Genomic DNA, 17,924 nt, shown 5'->3' with positions numbered 1-17,924 from the left:
TCAACTTAACACGCAACGGCACGACGGCGGCCTCCCGGGCTGGGTGCCGCCGCCGCGCCGTGTGGATGCTCCGGCTGGCCGGCGTGCCGGTTACAGAGTGGTCAGCAGTTGCTTCATCTGCATAATTTCCGCCTGCTGCGCCTCCACGATGTCGCGGCCCAGCTTCACGGCGTCGGGAAACTTGCCGGCGCTGATCTCCTGCTGGGCCATGTTGATGGCGCCCTCATGGTGGCTGATCATCTGCTCGAGGAACAGCCGCGCGGCCTCGGTACCGGTGGCCGACTTCAACTTGTTGATGCCGTCGTCGTCCACCATGCCGGTCATGCCGTGTCCGGAATGGCCGCTCATCGTGGTGCGCGCGTTCCACCCCGTAAGCCAGCGGCTCATCTGCTCAATCTCGGGCGCCTGGGCTGCCTTGATTTTGGTGGCTAACGCGGTCACCTCTGCGGGCATGTCCGGCTTAGCCAGGATGATCCCGCTCATCTCCACCGCCTGGGCGTGGTGCGGGATCATCATCTGCGCAAACATGATGTCCGCCTGGTTATGGTCGGCAGTGGCGCCGGGCGTCATCCCGGCGCTTGGGATTGCGCTTGGCATTGCGCTGGATATGGGGTTGGAGCTGCCTTGGTCCATGGGCATGCTGTTGCCGGAGCCGGTAGTGGAGGCGCATCCGGCGAGGCCGAGGGACGCGGCCAGGGCAGCAGCAACGGACAGGGTCTTGATAGTGGTGTTCATGGTGGTCCTTCAGGGAGGCAATGGAACTGGGCCGGGTTGAATGGCGCAGTCCGGTTTACGTCCGGCTGATGGACAAGTCGCAGGGTGTGGGGCTGGGCGGCAGGTAGTCGTAGGCGGGGCCCGGGCTGCCGGCCGCCGGCAGCAGCGGCAAGACGCCAAGGGTGGCCTGAGGCGGGGAAACCGTCACGGGGCTGGCGGGGGCCGATGGGATGCAGGGCGCCCCGGACTCTTGGGCCCCCGGGCAGGAGTCACCGCAAGTGGCCGGTGCAAGGGCCGGCACGCCGGTTGAGGCGGCGGCAGGGTGGCCGGCGTGGCCGGCATGGTCGCCAACAGCAGAATGCGCGACGGCGGTGGTTCCGGCGACGTGCGAGGCGTGGGAGGCAGCGCCGTGCGAGGCGTGGCCGGCGGTCAGCACATGCATGCCCAGCAGCCCGGCGATGACGGCCAGGGTGCCAGCGAGCAGCCATGCCCGGCGCAGGATCGCGGTCATTCCGGTGCTGTTGGTCATGGCCTTTCCTCCCGGCTCACTGTACCTCTGACGGGTTCAGCTTCAGGCGCCGCAGCAGCTGGGCGTTCAACGCCACCACGATGGTGGATACCGACATCAGCACCGCTCCGGCCGCGGGGGACAGCACCACTCCGGCGAAGGCCAGGACGCCGGCGGCCAGCGGCACGGACAGGATGTTGTAGCCGGTGGCCCACACCAGGTTCTGCCACATCTTGCGGTAGCTGGCCCGGGACAGGTCCACCATGGACAGCACGGCGCGGGGGTCGTTCCCGGCCAGCACCACGCCGGCCGATTCCATGGCCACGTCCGTCCCCGCCCCGATCGCGATCCCCACTTCGGCGCGGGCCAGCGCGGGTGAGTCGTTGACGCCGTCGCCCACCATGGCCACCCTCAAGCCGCGCGACTGCAGCTCGGCCACCTTCTTGTCCTTGTCCGCGGGCAGCACCTCGGCAAACACCTCGTCGATGTTCAGGTCTGCGGCGACGGCCTGCGCCACCTGGTGCGCGTCGCCGGTGACCATGGCCACCTTGACGCCGCGCCGTTGCAGGGCGCGCACGGCCTGCCGCGACTCAGCCCGCACCGCGTCCTCAAGGCTGACCGCCCCAAGGACGTTCCCGCCGTCGTCAATCACATGCAGGATGGCAGCGCCGCGGTCCATCCACGCGCGCGTCGTGGCTTCCAGAGCAGGAGGCACGACGGCGCCCAGCTCGCGCAGGAGCGCGGGCCCGCCTACGTGCACCGTGCGGCCGTCCAGGGATGCCCGGACGCCGCGGCCGGTGAGCGACGCGAATCCGGTGACGGCAGGCAGGGCCAGGTGCCGCTCGCGGGCTGCGCGGACGATGGCCCGCGCCACGGGGTGCTCGCTGTCGGACTCGACGGCGGCGGCCAGGGCCAGCAGCTCATCGGCGCCCGCGCCCGGCGCAACGGCCACGTCCTTCAGCTCCGGTTCGCCGGTGGTGAGGGTGCCGGTCTTGTCGAAGAGGACAACGTCGATGCTGCGCATCCGCTCCAGCGCCATCCGGTTCTTGATGAGGACGCCGGCCCGGGCAGCCTGTTCGGTGGAGATGGCGATGACCAGCGGAATGGCAAGGCCCAGGGCGTGCGGGCAGGCGATCACCAGCACCGTCACGGTCCGGGTCACGGCCTCGGGGATACTGCCCAGGAGGGTCCACACAATGAAGGTGATGACACCGGCGCCCGCTGCGAAGTAGAAGAGGAAGGCGGCTGCGCGGTCGGCCAGTGCCTGGGCCCGGGACGAGGACGCCTGTGCTTCGGCCACCAGCCGCTGGATGCCGGCGAGGGCGGTGTCCTCGCCCACGGCGTCCACCCGGACGCGCACGCTGGAGTCGGTGGCAACGGTCCCGGCCACCACCGCATCTCCGGGGCCCCGGGGTACGGTCTTGGATTCACCGGTGATCATGGACTCGTCGAACTCGGCCTGGCCCTGGACCACAGTGCCGTCGGCGGGCATCCGGGCGCCGGAACGCACCAGGACGAGGTCGGCGGGGCGGAGTTCGGAGACGGGCACAGTTTCGGTGCCGGTGTCCGTGATGCGTTCGGCCTCGTCCGGCAGCAGCGCGGCGAGGGCGTCAAGGGCTCCCTGGGCCGATCCCAGGGCGCGCATCTCGATCCAGTGGCCCAGCAGCATGATGGCCACCAGCAGCGCCAGCTCCCACCAGAAATCCAGGTCGAAGTTGCCGATTCCCAGGCTGGTGACCCAGGACGCGGCGAAGGCAACGGTGATGGCCATGCCGATCAGCAGCATCATGCCCGGGGTGCGGTCCTTGAGCTCCTGCAGGCCGCCCTTGAGGAACGGCTGGCCGCCGTAGAGGAAGATCACCGTGCCCAGCACCGGCGGAATCCAGGCCGAACCGGGGAATTCGGGCGGTATATAGCCCAACAGGCGGGCCATCATGGGGCTGAAGTAGACCACCGGAACGGCAAGGGCCAGGGTCAGCCAGAACCGGTCCTTGAACATGGCCGTGCTGTGCCCGGCATGCTGCCCGTGGGTGTGGACGGTATGGTCGTCGTCGCCGTGTTGTCCATGCCCGGCACCGTGGTCATGCCCGGCTCCGTGGTCATGCCCGGCATGGTGTGTTTGTCCGGCCCCGTGCGCCGGGGGCTGCGTCAGGGTTCCGCTGGGTGGCTGGTCCTGCCCGTGCGGGCCGCCGTGGTGGTGCATGTCGTGATGGTCCTGCATCATTCCTCCTTGGAGGCAGTCGCTGCCGCCGGCGCGGGCCGGCGGAAAATGTGGGGTCCGCGCGCAGGGGCGCGGCAGACCTTACGCCAGGGCGTAGCCTGCGCCGGCTACGGCCTGGCGGACGTCGGCATCCGATGCCGAACCCTTCACGGTCAGCCGGGACCGGCCGCCGGGGACCAGGTCAACCGAGGCCGACGTCACACCCGCAAGCGCGGACACGGCCGATTCGACGGACCGGACGCAGTGTCCGCAGGTCATGCCCTCCACGGCAAAGTCACGCTGGAAGGAGGTGCCGGCGTCGGGATCCGCGACGGCGGCAGGGGGCTGCTGTGCAGCCGGCGTGGTGAGGGTAGTGGCCTGCTCCGCGGCGCCCGCAGGGGCGCAGCAGCTGCAGCCGGCGGACGCGAGAGGGAGCTGGCGGCGGTTCCCGGTGTTCATGTCAGTTCCAATCCGTTGAGGTAATCAAGGGGCGCTGGGGTTGAACGGCTGTGAAGGCCGGTGCAGGGCACCAGCCGGGACATACCACTTCACTGACAACACCCTCGAATATACCCCCTAGGGGTATGAGGGTCAAGAGGCCGCTAGCGCATTTCGCCCGGCACGACCATAGGACCTAGCGCACTACCTTCTGTTGCCGGGGGCGGCCATACTTGGATTAGTGAGGACAGAGCCTGCCCGCTGGGGGCTGGCCTTTGCGCGGGAGGTGAACCTGTGACGGAGCTCAGCGACCTGTACACGTATTCGAGTGCGCTCGGTGACAGCGAAAGCGACGCCGGCATCTTCAGGGTGGAGATGGGGGCTGCGGGTCCGGTGTTCCAGTGGTCCGACGGAATGTTCCGGCTGCATGGCTACCAGCGCGGCGAAGTAGTCCCCAGCATGGAACTGATTTTCGCCCACAAGCATCCCGATGACAGGGAGCGGTGCGAAGAGATCCTCGCGCAGGTTTCGGGCACCGGCGGGTTCTTCTGCATGTACCACCGGATCGTTGACGCCCGCGGCAGGACCCGGCGAGTGCTGACCTCCGGCGAGGCGATCCTGGGCGGGGACGGATCCCTGGCGGCGATCGAAGGCGTGACCGTGGACCTCAGCCGGACGCTGCAGCGGGAGACTGAACAGACGGCGCGGGAAGCAGTGGTGGGCGCCACCGCAACTCGCACGGTGATCGACCAGGCCAGAGGCATCCTGATGGGCCAACTGAAGCTCGGCTCTGACGACGCCTTCCAGATGCTGGTGAACACCAGCAGCCACCGCAACGTCAAGCTGGTGGTGGTGGCGGCGGAACTGGTGCAGCTGGCCAATTCCCCGGAGGCCCGGATTTACCTGGACCGGGCCGTGCGGGCCATCCAGCTGACCGGACGGGCGGACCGCGCCGGGGGCCGCCGCGCCGGCTAGCAGCGTTGCCGGTAGGATGGCTGCAGGTGCGCCGGGAAGTCTGGTCGGCATGGATTTGCCGAACCCGGATTAAGGACGCTGTCATGAACCCCAACCCGCCCATGCCCAACCGGAACAAGTTTTTCGGCTCCACCGTCTTCGCCCGCGGCAGCTACGCCGAGGCACTGCGCATCGGGGAGATCCTCCGCAAGGAAACCGTGGGCGGCGCCCTCCTGGTCATCGCTGCCGTGATCGCGCTCATCTGGGCCAACTCGCCGGCGTCGGACAGCTACTTTGCCCTCCGCGATTTCAAGGCGGGGTATGCGCCGTGGCACCTGGAACTGAGCCTGGGGGCGTGGGCCGCGGACGGCCTGCTGGCCATCTTCTTCTTCCTCGTGGGCCTGGAACTCAAACGCGAATTCGTGGCCGGTGACCTGCGGCAGATCAGCAAGTCCATCGTGCCCGTGGCGGCCGCCGTGGGCGGCGTGGTGCTCCCGGCGGTGATTTACGCCGTCGTCAACCTTGCCAGCCCGGAAACGCGGGCTGGCTGGGCCATTCCCACCGCAACTGACATTGCCTTTGCCGTGGCTGTCCTGGCAATCATCGGATCCCACCTGCCCAGCGCCCTGCGGATCTTCCTGCTGACGCTGGCCGTGGTGGATGACCTGATCGCCATCACCATCATCGCTTTCTTCTACTCCAGCGACATCCAGGCCACCCCGCTGCTCCTGGCCCTTATCCCGCTGGTCACCTACACGTTCCTGGCCCAGAAGTACCGCCGGTTCTTCGGCCGCCATGCAGCTGCCGCATGGCTGATCCTGCTGCCGCTGGGCGCCGTGACCTGGGCGCTGGTGCACGCCTCCGGCATCCACGCCACCGTGGCCGGGGTGCTCCTGGGCTTCGCCATCCCCGTGATCCGGTCACGGGCCTCCGGCGGGCCTGAAGCGGGTCCGGGGCTGGCCGAGATCTTCGAGCACCGGTTCCGGCCCATTTCCGCCGGCGTGGCCGTTCCCATCTTCGCGTTTTTCTCCGCCGGCGTAGCCGTTGGCGGATGGGAAGGCCTGGGCTCAGCCTTGTCGGATCCGGTAGCGCTGGGCATCATCCTGGGCCTGGTCCTGGGCAAGCCGCTCGGCATCATGGGCACTACGTGGATCCTGACCAAAGCCACCAGGGCCAGCCTGGACACCTCTTTCAAGTGGATCGACGTGTTTGGCGTTGCGCTGCTGGCAGGGATCGGGTTCACCGTGTCCCTGCTGGTGGCAGAGCTCAGCTTCGGCCATGGCAGCCTGCATGACGACCACGCCAAGGTGGGCATCCTGGCTGCCTCACTGATCGCCGCGCTGCTGGCCACGGCCGTGCTGCGCTCCCGCAACCGGCAGTACCGGCTCGCCGAAGAGCTGGAGCAGGTGGATTCGGACCACGACGGCGTCCCGGACGTCTACCAGGAACGCACCTGACGAACTAGCGGCGAACTGACCTGCGGCCGGCAACCGCCTCGGCAGTTCCAACCAGGAGCACCGAGGCGATGACCGCCACGATGAAGCCCAGGAAGTTCAGTTCGAAGATATTGCCCGTTCCCAGCAGCGAGGCAACCACGCCGCCGATAACGGAGCCAACGAGCCCCAGCAGCAGCGTGGCCAGCAGGCCCAGGTTCTGCCTGCCGGGCTTGATGAGGCGGGCCAGCGCGCCGATAACCAGGCCCGCAACGATGAATCCAATCATGGTCAGTTCTCCTAAGTGGTGGCCGGAAGTCGCACCATTGTAAGCATGCTTACTAATTTCGCGCTACCGGCCATCACAACCCGTGCCGCGGAACCCAGGTGCCGGACACCCGCCGGCGAAGAGGCGCTCAGGCCATCGCGGCCGGGCTGACCTCCGGCGCCGGTTCCACGTGGCGGATCTCCAGGGCCTCAGGATCCAGCAGCTTGCGCGTGCCGGTCCGGGCATCCAGGATCCAGAAGAGCTCGAGGTGCGGGACGACGTCGGTCACCCGGCCCCTGTGGAAGAGCCTGCCCCTGTGCCAGGCCTCGATCTGGTCCCCGATGCGGAGCTGGGCGGTACGTACTCCTTGTGCCTCCATAATGGGCTGCCTCCTGCTGTTGTATCCCCGTAAGCACAGCTTGCCCTGAGGAGGTTGCCGGAGTGTTTCCGCACGGTGTTTTTTCTGTGTCGGCAGTGGCGGCCGCATCGGTCAGAAGCCTGTTCGTGCATCCGTGCCCTGTGGCTTCGGATGTGCGGACAAGCTTCTGATGCGTCGCCGAGGGACGGGGCCGGAGGGCTCAGTCGTCCATTGGGAACGCGACTGCTTCGCCGACAACCCGCAGGCACAGCTCCATGCCGGGCCGGGCGATCGAGGCGTTCCAGTGCCGGATGGTGATCACTTCGCCGCCGCCGGGGTACCGGTGGTCGGCGTGCTCCGCCACTTCCTGGGGCACGTTCAGCTTTAGCCGCACGGTGGTTTCGGGCCCGAAGTAGTCGGTGTCCACGACAACGCCGCGGATGGGGCCGTCTTCGGCGATGCGGATCTGTTCCGGCCGCAGCATCAGCTGCACGCGTCCCTGCGCCGGCGGCCTGCGCACCGGGATGCCGCCCAGGGAACAGGTGGCCAGGGATCCTTCCAGCCAGGCGTCCAGGATGACGGCGTCGCCCAGGAATTCGGCGGTGGCCCGGTCGGCAGGGCGCGTGTAGACCACAAAGGGGTTGCCGATCTGGGCCAGCCTGCCGCCGCGCATGACGGCCACCTGGTCCGCGAAGGAGAGGGCCTCGGCCTGGTCGTGGGTGACCAGGATGGTGGTGACGCCGGCTCCGGCCAGGACCTTGGCCACGGCGCGGCGGGTGGCTACCCGGAGCCCGGCGTCCAGGGCGGAGAAGGGCTCGTCCAGGAGCATCAGCTCCGGTTCACGTGCCAGTGCCCGGGCGAGGGCCACGCGCTGCTGCTGGCCGCCGGAAAGCTGGTACGGCCGGCGCTTGGCCATGGACGCATCCAGGGACACCATTTCCAGGAGTTCGGCCACGCGGGCGGCGACGGCGCGGCGGCCGCCCTCGAGCTTGGCCGCATCAAGGCCGAAGGCAACGTTCTGGCCCACGGTCAGGTGCGGGAACAGGGCGCCGTCCTGGGCCACGTAGCCGATGTGCCGCTTGTGCGCCGGGAGCCAGGCGCCGTCACCGGCCACGGTGGTCCCGTTCAGTGAAATGCTCCCTGTGTCGGGGTGCTCAAAGCCGGCGATCAGGCGCAGGAGCGTGGTCTTGCCGGAACCGGACGGGCCCACAATGGCGGTGGTTCCGCCCTTGGCCACGGACAGATTGACGCCCTTGAGGACCGCCTGCGGCCCGAAGTTCTTGGTGACATCGGTGATCTGCAGGTGGCTGTTGGTGGTTGCCGCCACCGAGGGTGCCACCCGAGGCTCGGGCAGCCTGCGGGTTGATGGTGCTGTCACTGTCCGGCTACTTTCTTGGACTGTTGGAAGAGGAGATAGGTCATGGGGGCGGACAGCAGGATCATCAGCAGTGCGTAGGGCGCCGCACCCGCGTAGTCGATCTCGCTGCTCTTGCTCCAGAACTCGGTGGCCAGCGTCCTGGTGCCGTTGGGGGACAGGAGCAAGGTGGCGGTGAGTTCGTTGGCGATGGCCAGGAACACCAGGGCGGCCCCGCCGGCAGCGGCCGGGGCGGTCAGCCGCAGGGTAACGCGGATGAAGGCCAGCAGCGGCGGCTTGCCCAGCGCCTGGGCTGCTTCATCGAGTTCCTTGGGGGCCTGCGCCAGCCCGGCGCGGAGGTTAACCAGGGCCCGGGGGAGGAACAGGAGCACATAGGCCGCCACCAGCAACCCGGCCGTCTGGTACATCCCGGGGACCATGCGGATGCTGACGGTGACGAACGCCAGCGCCACCACGATGCCGGGCATGGAACTGGTGACGTAGTTGGAGAGCTCCAGGGACTTGCTGAACCAGCCCGGCCGGCGAACGGCCAGGTACGCCATGGGAAAAGCAACCACTGTGGTGGCCACGGCCCCGGCAAGGCCGTACCCGAACGTGGCGAAGAGGGCCGGAAGGAACTCGGCCGCAGACCAGGCTTCCGCACCTCCGGCCAGCGTCCAGCGCAGCACAAAGAACAGCGGAAGGCCGAACGCCAGGGCCGTCAGTGCCAGCAGGAAAAGCTGGGCGGGCAGCTGGTACGCATGCAACGGGAGCCGCAGCGCCCTGCCCTGGACCCCGGACCCGATGCGGGCGTACCGGGCGGTGCCGCGGCTGCGGACCTCCGCCATCAGCAGGAGCAGGCAGAAAAACACCAGGACGCTGGCCAGCATGTTCCCGGCGGCGCCGTTGAAGGTCGACTTGTACTGGGTCATGATCGCGGTGGTGAAGGTATCGAACCGGATCATGGCGAACGCGCCGTATTCCGCGAGCAGATGCAGCCCCACCAACAAGGCACCGCCCGTCATGGCGATCCGGAGCTGGGGGAGGACCACGCGGAAGAATGACCGCCAGGCGCCCAGCCCCAGGGCGGCGGCGGACTGTTCAATGGCGGGGTCCAGCCGGCTCAGGGTTGCGGCGGCCGGAATGTACACCAGCGGGAAATAGGACAGCGTTGAAATCAGGATCCCGGAGCCAAGCCCGCCCAGCGACGGGACGGCCGAGACCCAGGCATAGCTGTTGACGAACGCCGGGATGGCCAGCGGCGCGGCCAGCAGCACGGCCCACATGCGGTGCCCGCGCAGCTTGGTCCGTTCCACCAGCCACGCCCCCGCCACGCCAAGCAGCAGGCACAGCGGGATGGTGGCGGCTACCAGCAGCAGGGTGTTCAGCAGCAGTTCGCCCACACGGGGCCTGAGGATGAGTCCGACGGCGGTGTCCCACCCGGTTGCCACCGTCATGTAGGCCACGTACCCCAGCGGGACGAGGGAGAAGAGGGCGATCAGCACCGCCAGGACGGACACCGCGGAAACGCCGAAAGGCGGGCGGGGGCTGCTGCCCCGGCCCGCCGTCGTCGTGCTCCGCTGTGGGGGAGCCGATAGATCGGTGGTCACGGAATTAGAGGAGTCCGGCCTTGGTCATCAGGTCGGTGACCTTTTCGGAGTTGAGCTTGGCGGCGTCAACCTTGGGAGCCTGCAGGTCCTTGATGGGAACCAGCTTGTCGTTGGCGGGGACGTCGGAGCCGATGGCGTACTCGAAGGACGTTCCGTTCTTCAGGACTTCCTGGCCCTTCTTGCCGGTGATGAACTTCAGGAACTGCTGTGCTGCCGCGGCGTTTTTGGAGGACTTCAGCACACCGCCGCCGGAGACGGACAGGAAGGCGCCCGGGTCCTGGTTCTTGAAGTAGTACGGGGTGACGTTGGCGGAGTTTTCGCCGGTCTTGGCCTGGTCGCCGTAGTAGTAATAGTGGTAGATCAGGGCGGCATCCACTTCACCGGCGTTGACTGCCTTCATGGCCGTGCTGTTGCCCTTGTAGGCCTTGGAGTTTTCCTTCATGCCCTTCAGCCACTCGTCGGTGGCGGACTCGCCCTTCAGCTCCAGCAGCGCTGAAACGATGGCCTGGAAGTCTGCGCCGGTGGGGGAAGCGGCCCACTTGCCTTTCCACTCCGGCTTGGCCAGGTCCAGCATGGACTTGGGGAGCTGGTCTTCGGTGAGCTTGGTCTTGTTGTACACCAGGACGGTGGAGCGGGCGGCGATGCCCGTCCACTTGCCGGTGGACGGCGCGAACTCGGCGGGGACCTGGGCCAGGGTGTCCTTGTTGACGTCGGCGAACAGCCCGGCGTTCTCCACCTGCGTCATGGCGGGGGAGTTTTCGGTGAGGAAGACATCTGCGGGGGACGCCTGGCCTTCCTGGATGATCTGGTTGGACATCTCGGTGTCGTCGCCCTGGCGGAGGGTCACCTTGATGCCGGTTTCCGCCGTGAAGGCGTCCACCCATTCCTTGGTGAGGCTCTCGTGCTGGGCGTTGTAAACGGTGATCTCGCCTGACGCGGCGCCGCCGGAAGCGGCGGAGGAGGAGCTGTTGCCGGCGGGGGTGCCGCCGCCGCAGGCGGTCAGGCCGAGAGCTGCGGTGGCGGCGAGTGCGATGCCGGCCAGCGCGCTGTTGCGGATCTTCATTGAGGCTGCTTTCGGTGGGGAAAAAGTCTGCTTGAACCGAGGTCCTGATGGGCGCCGCGAACGGTGCCTCTGTCAGGAAACTGTAGGGTAGGCAAACCTAAGCTCCAAGCCGGAAAGCGCTTTAAGTGACGAGGTTCACATCAATTACGCAACCATGGCATGACCTAATTCCTCCAGTGCCATAGCGGCCTCCCGCGGGGTCAACGGCACCCCCACGCCGGGTCCGGCCAGCACCCATGGCCCCGCCACGATGACGACAGGGGGTGGCTGCTCCGCTTGGAGTGGCCGACGGCGGGTAGGGGCTAAAGCGAGAGGCGTACCGGGTGAAGGGGGATTTGGATGTCCGGCGACAGTACCGGCGCGGCCGTCACGGGCGCCGCCAAGGCGCGTGCCGCCGTCGCGCCCGCCTTCCTGCTGGGGATGGGGCTGGGTGGGTTCGTGGACGGGATCGTGCTGCACCAGCTCCTCCAGTGGCATCACATGCTCACCCACACGGAGGCCGGCAGCGCAAAGACCGTTCCCGGCCTGGAGCTGAATACCCTGGCGGACGGCCTGTTCCACGGTGCCATGTGGGTGCTGGTGGCCGCCTCGGCAATCCTCACCGTCCGCGCCCGCCGGAACGGCACCCTGTCCCCAGACTGGGCCTTCCATGCCGGCCTGGTGCTGCTGGGATGGGGAGTCTTCAACGTGCTCGAAGGCCTGGTGAACCACCAGCTCCTTGGCATCCACCACGTCCGGGACGATCTGGGTGGTCCGCCCGCCTGGGACCTCGGTTTCCTGGCGCTGAGTGTGGGCCTGGCGGTTGCGGGGTGGCTGCTGTACCGGGCTTCTGCGCGCAGGTTGCCGGCCGGCAATTAGGTAGCCCAATCGCTGGAAAAACCAGCCGGACTCCCGCAGGATAGTAAGTATGCTGATCAATTTGGCATTCGGGGACGCCTCCGTCCCATCCACCGGCACCTGAACCCGAGAGGACATCATGGTTTTCTTCCACAAGCAGGAACTTCAATACAAGGCCACCCCGGACAAGCCGGACGCCGTCTACGCACGCAAGCTGCAGGAAGTGCTCGGCGGCCAGTACGGCGAGATCACGGTAGCCATGCAGTATTCATTCCAAGCCTGGAATGCCCACATTCCCGGCAAGTACCGGGACATGCTGTTCGGCATCGGGGCCGAGGAGTTCGGCCACGTGGAAATGCTGGCCACCATGATCGCGCAGCTGCTGGAAAAGGCGCCGCTGGGCATTACCGACGACGCCGTCCAGTCCGACCCCACCATCGCCGCCGTGGTGGGCGGAACGGACATCCAGTCCGCCATCGTGGCCGGAGCGGGCGTCCGCCCGGTGGACAGCATGGGAAACCCCTGGCAAGGCAGCTACATCACCGCCAGCGGCAACCTTTTGGCTGACTTCTGGGCCAACGCCAACGCCGAGATGCAGGGCCGGCTCCAGGTGGCCCGGCTCTACCACATGACCGACGACCACGGCATCCGGGACATGTTGTCCTTCCTGCTGGCCCGCGACACCATGCACCAGAACCAATGGATTGCCGCCGCCAAGGAACTGCAGGAGGAAGGCACCGAGAACTTCCCGGTCCCCAGCAACTTCCCCATCAACAAGGAGATGCGGGACGTGGCCTACGAATACCGGAACTTCTCCGACGGCCAGGCGGCGGCCGAAGGCTCCTGGGCCAAGGGACCCTCACCTGATGGCCTGGGCGAGTTCAGCTATGTGGCCCAGCCGGACTCCACCGTGCCCATGCCCCCGCCGACGCATCCGGATGCCCGCTTCTACGGCACCACCGAGTTGCCCAACATGATGGAAAAGGCGGCCGGCACCATTCAGGACAAGCTCCACAAGGAGTAGGGCCGCGGCGGGAGGCGAACCGCGGCAGGGTGCAAATGCGCTGGCGCTGTGCCAATGCGCTGGCGCTGCGCAAACCCGCCTTCGCTACCCAAAAACGCTGGCGCTGCCCGGATCCGGGCAGCGCCAGCATTTTTGCGTCTCGAAAAGAGCGGTCCGCGTGCTTCTACTTGTTCGGGTTCGGGTCGCGGACGTCGTCTTCACCGATGTCAGCGGCGCCCAGGACGTCAGCCGTGGGGCCATGCACCGGCGCGTGAACCCGCACGCTCAGCTCCGGGTGGTGCAGGTCCAGGGCAGGGCGCTCGGAGCGGATCCGGGGGAGCGAGGTGAAGTTGTGCCGCGGCGGCGGGCAGGACGTGGCCCACTCCAGCGAGGCACCGAAGCCCCAGGGGTCGTCAACGGTGACCTTCTTACCGGCCCGCCATGTGATGAAGACGTTCCAGAAGAACGGGATGAGGGACGCCCCCAGGAGGTAGGAGCCCACAGTGGAGAACTGGTTCATGAACGTGAAGTTGTCCTCCGGCATGTAGTCCGCATACCGGCGGGGCATGCCCAGGACGCCCAGCCAGTGCTGGATCAGGAACGTGGCGTGGAAGCCCAGGAAGAGCATCCAGAAATGGATCTTGCCCAGGCGCTCATTGAGCATGGTTCCGGTGAATTTGGGCCACCAGAAGTAGAACCCGGCGAACATGGCGAACACCACGGTGCCGAACACCACGTAGTGGAAGTGCGCCACCACGAAGTACGTGTCCGAGACATGGAAGTCCATGGGCGGGGAAGCCAGGATGATCCCGGTCAGGCCGCCGAAGAGGAACGTGGCCAGGAAGCCGATGCTCCACAGCATGGGCGTCTCGAAGGTCAGCGACCCGCCCCACATGGTGCCGATCCAGTTGAAGAACTTTACGCCGGTGGGCACCGCGATGAGCATGGTCATGAATGCGAAGAACGGCAGGAACACCGCACCGGTGACGTACATGTGGTGCGCCCACACCGTCACCGAGAGGGCCGCGATGGCGATGGTGGCGTACACGATGCCCTTGTAGCCGAACAGGGGCTTTCGGCTAAAGACCGGGAAGACCTCGGAAACGATGCCGAAGAACGGCAGCGCAATGATGTACACCTCCGGGTGGCCGAAGAACCAGAACAGGTGCTGCCAGAGGATGGCACCCCCGTTGGCCGGGTCATAGATATGGGCGCCGAACTTCCGGTCCGCGCCCAGCGCGAACAGCGCGGCGGCCAGCGGCGGGAACGCCATCAGCACCAGGATCGAAGTGACCAGCGCGTTCCAGGTGAAGATGGGCATCCGCCACATGGTCAGGCCCGGCGCGCGCATGCAGATGATGGTGGTGATGAAGTTGACGGCACCGAGGATGGTGCCGAAACCGGACAGCGCCAGGCCAAAGACCCACAGGTCACCGCCAAGGCCCGGGGTGAACGTCGTATCGGAGAGCGGCGCGTAGGCGAACCAGCCAAAGGACGCCGCGCCCTGCGGGGTGATGAAGCCGGACACCGCGATGGTGGAGCCGAACAGGAAGAACCAGAACGCCAGCGCGTTCAACCGCGGGAACGCCACGTCAGGTGCGCCGATCTGCAGCGGCATGATCACGTTGGTGAAGCCCGCGAAGAGCGGGGTGGCGAACATCAGCAGCATGATGGTGCCGTGCATGGTGAACAGCTGGTTGTACTGTTCCTTGGTCTGCAGGATCTGCATGCCGGGCTCGAACAGCTCGGCGCGGATCAGCAGGGCCATCACGCCACCCGCGCAGAAGAACACGAAGGACGTGATCAGGTACATGTACCCGATGGTCTTGTGGTCGGTGGAGGTGATCCAGTTGACGACGATGGTGCCTTTGGGGCGGCGGACCACTGCCGGGGCGGCCGTGGCCGCGGTCCCGCCCATACGCTGGCCTGTGGTGGTCATTACGGTGCCGTCCTTTGCTGTTCCGGTTCCAGGGCCGGGCGTGCCGGGTTCCTGACGTAATCTTCGCCCAGGCTGCCGGTGTTGCCCTTGGACTTGAGATCGGCGATGTGGCTGTCATAATCCTGCTGGCTTACCACGCGGACCTTGAAGAGCATCTCGGAGTGGTATTCGCCGCAGAGTTCGGCGCACTTGCCCATGTATTCGCCGATGCGGTTGGGGGTGATGTTGATGTAGGGGTTGTACTGTTCGTGGCCCGGGTACAGGTCTCGTTTCTGCAGGAAATCCACCACCCAGAAGGAATGCTGCACGTCGCGGGACTGCAGGTGCAGTTCCACTTTCTTCCCCACCGGAAGGTAGAGGGTGGGCAGCCGGTCAGGGGCGCCCCAGTCGCCGGTCAGGTGGGCCTGCTGTCCGGCATCCTCGTGGACCTGTTCCTTGACGTAGTTGAAATCCCAGGACCACTGTTTGCCGAAGACGTCGATCACGACGTCCGGGTTGGGATAGCGCGCATCGATGGCCCGCTGTTCCCGGTCGGTGAAGACGAACAGGACGCCGATAACGATCAGCGGAATGGCCAGGTAGAACACTTCCAGCGGAAGGTTGTAGCTCAGTTGCGCGGGAAACCCGACAGTGTTCTTCCTGCGCCGGTACGCCACGATGACCCAGATCATCAGCCCCCAGGTGATGATGCCCACCACCAGGGCAGCAATCCAGGAGTTTACCCACAGGTCCGTGATCAGCGCGGTGTTGTTGGTGGTGTCGCGGGCTCCGGGCAGGAAGCCGCGGGAAACCAGGTCGGAGCAGGAGGTCAGTGCCGGCAGCACCATGAGGCCTGCGCCCAGCCCTGCCAAGCGCCGCATGCTGTGGTTTTTGGATGGTTTGTTGCCCACGTATGGTCCCTCCGGCATGCTCCGAAGCCCAGCTGCTTGAGCCCACCGCTGGCCCGGGGACCAGCGGGTTGTGTCCATTACCCTACGCGGGCAGGATGCTGATGGGAAGAGGTTCTGTGGCCGCCGGGAAAACTCCGCGGCCAGGCCCCTCGTGCGGGAAGGACGCGCCATGAATCCAGGAGAAATGATCATCGCGGCGGGGCAATTCAGCGCGGGTACCGATAAAGCCAAAAATACGACGGCGGCAGGCCGGCTCATTGCGGAGGCTGCGGCTGCGGGGGCGGCCCTGGTGGTCCTCCCCGAGTCCAGCCTGTACGGCACCAGCGAAGCGGCCACTGCCATTGCGGCCGTGGCGGAGGACCTGGATGGGCCGTTCGTCCGGAGCATCGCCGCCTTTGCAAGGGAGCATGCGATAGCGGTGGTGGTAGGCACCTACGAAAGGCCGGAAACGGGCTTGCCGCACAACACCCTGGTGGCACTGGACAGCAGCGGGGAAATCCTGGGCTGCTACTGGAAGGTCCATCTGTACGATGCCTTCGGCTACCGGGAGAGCGACGGCATCTCACCTGGCAATGCGGAGGAACCCTTCGTGTTCAGCCTGGGCGGCTACCGGTTTGGTGCGTTCACCTGCTACGACCTGCGCTTCCCCGAGAGCGCGCGGGCAGCCGTCGACGCTGGCGCAGACGTCCTGCTGGTGCCGTCCATGTGGATCCGCGGACCGGGCAAGGAGGACCACTGGTCCACGCTGGCCAGGGCGCGGGCCATCGAGAACACGGCCTACGTCCTGGCGGCCAACCAGTGCGGCCCCCTCGCCACCGGCTTCTCGATGGCAGTGGATCCGGCCGGGGTAGTGGTGGCCAACGCTGGTGAGGAACCCGGCCTGGTCGTGGCCCGCCTCAGCCGGGACCGGCTGGACCAGGTGCGCAGGCGGGTGCCGGTGCTCGCCAACCGCCGCTTCGCCGTCGTACCTCTGCCGCAGGCTGTTTCAGGCACGAGACCGCACGGCTGACGGGCAGGGAACGTGGGGCTAGCGGGCCCCGGCCCAGACGGATACTGCTCCCGAGTGGCCGGTCAGGATGCTCTGGTACACCAGGAAAAGCCCCGCCAGGATGCCCAGCACGGACGTGGCAGGGAGCAGCCAGCGGGATTCCAGGAGCCCGCGAAGACCACGGAGGGCGGGCCGCCGCGTCAGGATCGACGGGAATGCGGCGGCGATCTGGGCGGCGACGGCCACCAGGAACAACACGGTGACGTAGCGGAGGAAACTTCCCTGGTGGGCGTGTTCCTCGATCAGTCGCGACAGGCCTCTGGCCTTCTCCAGCTGTTCTCCGGCTTCGGCCGTAAGGACGGACAGCGGGACCAGCACCAGCGCCAGGACCCCCAGCGGCCCGGCCAGGTAACGCCTGGTCCGCCCGATCAGCGCGAACACCACTGCTGAAACCCCTGCCAGCGGGGCCAGGACCACTACGCCGTGAATCAACAGAATGTGGGCCGGAAGGCCGGCGATCTCCAGCACGGGGAACTCCTGATCAGTAGCGGATGTGGGGCAAAGACTACGCGATGCCGGTGGTGCCCATCAGGCTTCCCACCGCGAACGTGAACGCCATGGCCAGGGCCCCGCCCGCCACCAGCCTGATGGTGGCCTTGCGTTTGGAGCTCCCGCCGATTTTGGCGCTGACGGTGCCGGTCAGGGCGAGGGCCAGGATGACGGCAACGAACGTGACCGGGATACGGGCCGCTTCAGGCGGGAAAATGATGGCCAGCATGGGCAGCACGGCGCCGACGGTGAAGGCGATGGCGGAGGCGAACGCTGCGTGCCAGGGGCTGACCACTTCCTCTTCGTCAATGTTCAGCTCTGCGGACAAGTGGGCTTTCAATGCATCCTTTGCCGTCAGTTCTTCGGCGACGGTCCGCGCCGTGGCTGCACTAAGTCCCTTGGCCTGGTAGATGTGGGCGAGTTCTGCGAGTTCGCCGTCGGGGTCGTCCCTGAGCTCCTGCCGTTCCTTTTCGATCAGGGCCTGCTGGCTGTCACTCTGGCTGCTGACGGAAACATATTCGCCCAGGGCCATGGACACGGCTCCGCCCACCACGGCGGCGGTGCCTGCCACCAGGATCGGCGCGAGGTCGTTCGTTACCCCGGCCACGCCCACCACTGTCGCGGCCACCGAGACGATGCCGTCGTTGGCGCCGAGCACGCCCGCCCGCAGCCAGTTCAGCCGGGCTGCGAGGCTGCTGGCGTGTGGTTCGTTGTGGCTCAGCTCGAGAGTTTCAGACATGCTGGCAGTAAAGCACTGCAGGGAAGCCGGTGCCACGAAGGTTTGCATCCCCTAACAGCATCGCCAACAGCGGCAACAA

At 66.8% G+C, this 17,924-nt stretch carries 18 protein-coding genes; 5 read left to right on the top strand and 13 right to left on the bottom strand.

Translation table 11 applies throughout. The features are described 5' to 3' along the window. Window positions 1-90: 90 nt before the first annotated feature. The 4 genes from Q9R31_RS04120 to Q9R31_RS04105 all read right to left on the bottom strand — a co-directional run bounded on the left by Q9R31_RS04120 (window position 91) and on the right by Q9R31_RS04105 (window position 3,881). Complete coding sequence (locus tag Q9R31_RS04120) at window positions 91-735, bottom strand: DUF305 domain-containing protein (RefSeq protein WP_311261452.1); 645 nt, start codon at window positions 733-735, stop codon at window positions 91-93. A 55-nt stretch (window positions 736-790) separates the two neighbouring features. Beyond that, complete coding sequence (locus Q9R31_RS04115; RefSeq protein ID WP_311261451.1) at window positions 791-1,243, bottom strand: hypothetical protein; 453 nt, start codon at window positions 1,241-1,243, stop codon at window positions 791-793. A 16-nt stretch (window positions 1,244-1,259) separates the two neighbouring features. After that, window positions 1,260-3,443, bottom strand: a complete 2,184-nt coding sequence (locus tag Q9R31_RS04110; RefSeq protein WP_311261637.1) for a heavy metal translocating P-type ATPase — start codon at window positions 3,441-3,443, stop codon at window positions 1,260-1,262. A gap of 81 nt (window positions 3,444-3,524) precedes the next feature. Then, the gene (locus Q9R31_RS04105) at window positions 3,525-3,881 is read right to left on the bottom strand and encodes a heavy metal-associated domain-containing protein (protein ID WP_311261450.1); all 357 of its coding nucleotides are present in this window, start codon (window positions 3,879-3,881) and stop codon (window positions 3,525-3,527) included. A gap of 273 nt (window positions 3,882-4,154) precedes the next feature. On the opposite strand from Q9R31_RS04105, the gene Q9R31_RS04100 reads away from it, so the two are divergent. Together Q9R31_RS04100 and nhaA are read left to right on the top strand one after the other, a co-directional pair. Further along, window positions 4,155-4,835, top strand: coding sequence for a PAS and ANTAR domain-containing protein (locus tag Q9R31_RS04100; protein WP_311261449.1), 681 nt, complete (start codon window positions 4,155-4,157; stop codon window positions 4,833-4,835). 83 nt (window positions 4,836-4,918) lie between these two features. Then, complete coding sequence (nhaA, locus tag Q9R31_RS04095; RefSeq protein ID WP_311261448.1) at window positions 4,919-6,271, top strand: Na+/H+ antiporter NhaA; 1,353 nt, start codon at window positions 4,919-4,921, stop codon at window positions 6,269-6,271. Between the two features lie 4 nt (window positions 6,272-6,275). Here the strand turns inward: nhaA and Q9R31_RS04090 are convergent, their stop codons facing one another. The 5 genes from Q9R31_RS04090 to Q9R31_RS04070 form a co-directional block, all read right to left on the bottom strand. Further along, complete coding sequence (locus Q9R31_RS04090; RefSeq protein WP_311261447.1) at window positions 6,276-6,536, bottom strand: hypothetical protein; 261 nt, start codon at window positions 6,534-6,536, stop codon at window positions 6,276-6,278. A gap of 127 nt (window positions 6,537-6,663) precedes the next feature. After that, window positions 6,664-6,894 (bottom strand): hypothetical protein, encoded by a 231-nt coding sequence (locus Q9R31_RS04085; protein WP_311261446.1) that lies wholly within the window; start codon window positions 6,892-6,894, stop codon window positions 6,664-6,666. Between the two features lie 199 nt (window positions 6,895-7,093). Next, the gene (locus Q9R31_RS04080; RefSeq protein WP_311261445.1) at window positions 7,094-8,251 is read right to left on the bottom strand and encodes an ABC transporter ATP-binding protein; all 1,158 of its coding nucleotides are present in this window, start codon (window positions 8,249-8,251) and stop codon (window positions 7,094-7,096) included. Beyond that, window positions 8,248-9,837: an iron ABC transporter permease gene (locus Q9R31_RS04075; protein WP_311261444.1), complete on the bottom strand. Its 1,590-nt coding sequence runs from the start codon at window positions 9,835-9,837 to the stop codon at window positions 8,248-8,250. The genes Q9R31_RS04080 and Q9R31_RS04075 overlap by 4 nt, the downstream gene beginning before the upstream one ends. Before the next feature lie 4 nt (window positions 9,838-9,841). After that, on the bottom strand, window positions 9,842-10,900 hold the full coding sequence (locus tag Q9R31_RS04070; protein ID WP_311261443.1) for an iron ABC transporter substrate-binding protein: 1,059 nt from the start codon (window positions 10,898-10,900) through the stop codon (window positions 9,842-9,844). Window positions 10,901-11,239: 339 nt separating this feature from the next. Between Q9R31_RS04070 and Q9R31_RS04065 the strand changes: the two genes are divergently transcribed. Further along, window positions 11,240-11,758 (top strand): DUF2243 domain-containing protein, encoded by a 519-nt coding sequence (locus Q9R31_RS04065; protein ID WP_311261442.1) that lies wholly within the window; start codon window positions 11,240-11,242, stop codon window positions 11,756-11,758. A 118-nt stretch (window positions 11,759-11,876) separates the two neighbouring features. Next, window positions 11,877-12,761 carry a manganese catalase family protein gene (locus Q9R31_RS04060; protein ID WP_311261441.1) on the top strand — a complete coding sequence of 295 codons (885 nt, stop codon included), beginning with the start codon at window positions 11,877-11,879 and terminating at the stop codon, window positions 12,759-12,761. A gap of 163 nt (window positions 12,762-12,924) precedes the next feature. Here Q9R31_RS04060 and ctaD read toward each other — a convergent pair whose 3' ends face one another. Next, the gene (gene ctaD, locus Q9R31_RS04055; RefSeq protein WP_397428193.1) at window positions 12,925-14,679 is read right to left on the bottom strand and encodes a cytochrome c oxidase subunit I; all 1,755 of its coding nucleotides are present in this window, start codon (window positions 14,677-14,679) and stop codon (window positions 12,925-12,927) included. Beyond that, complete coding sequence (locus tag Q9R31_RS04050; RefSeq protein WP_311261635.1) at window positions 14,679-15,539, bottom strand: cytochrome c oxidase subunit II; 861 nt, start codon at window positions 15,537-15,539, stop codon at window positions 14,679-14,681. The genes ctaD and Q9R31_RS04050 overlap by 1 nt, the downstream gene beginning before the upstream one ends. Before the next feature lie 199 nt (window positions 15,540-15,738). On the opposite strand from Q9R31_RS04050, the gene Q9R31_RS04045 reads away from it, so the two are divergent. Beyond that, on the top strand, window positions 15,739-16,578 hold the full coding sequence (locus Q9R31_RS04045) for a carbon-nitrogen hydrolase family protein (RefSeq protein ID WP_311261440.1): 840 nt from the start codon (window positions 15,739-15,741) through the stop codon (window positions 16,576-16,578). 18 nt (window positions 16,579-16,596) lie between these two features. Here Q9R31_RS04045 and Q9R31_RS04040 read toward each other — a convergent pair whose 3' ends face one another. Both Q9R31_RS04040 and Q9R31_RS04035 read right to left on the bottom strand, forming a co-directional pair. Then, window positions 16,597-17,085, bottom strand: a complete 489-nt coding sequence (locus Q9R31_RS04040; RefSeq protein WP_311261439.1) for a hypothetical protein — start codon at window positions 17,083-17,085, stop codon at window positions 16,597-16,599. A gap of 37 nt (window positions 17,086-17,122) precedes the next feature. After that, window positions 17,123-17,845: a VIT family protein gene (locus tag Q9R31_RS04035; RefSeq protein WP_311261438.1), complete on the bottom strand. Its 723-nt coding sequence runs from the start codon at window positions 17,843-17,845 to the stop codon at window positions 17,123-17,125. Between the last annotated feature and the right edge of the window lie 79 nt (window positions 17,846-17,924).

It is taken from the genome of Pseudarthrobacter sp. BRE9 (assembly GCF_031844305.1).
Lineage (GTDB): Bacteria > Actinomycetota > Actinomycetes > Actinomycetales > Micrococcaceae > Arthrobacter.
The sequence above is the reverse complement of the archived record's forward strand: the minus strand, read 5'-3'. Positions and strand labels throughout refer to the sequence as shown.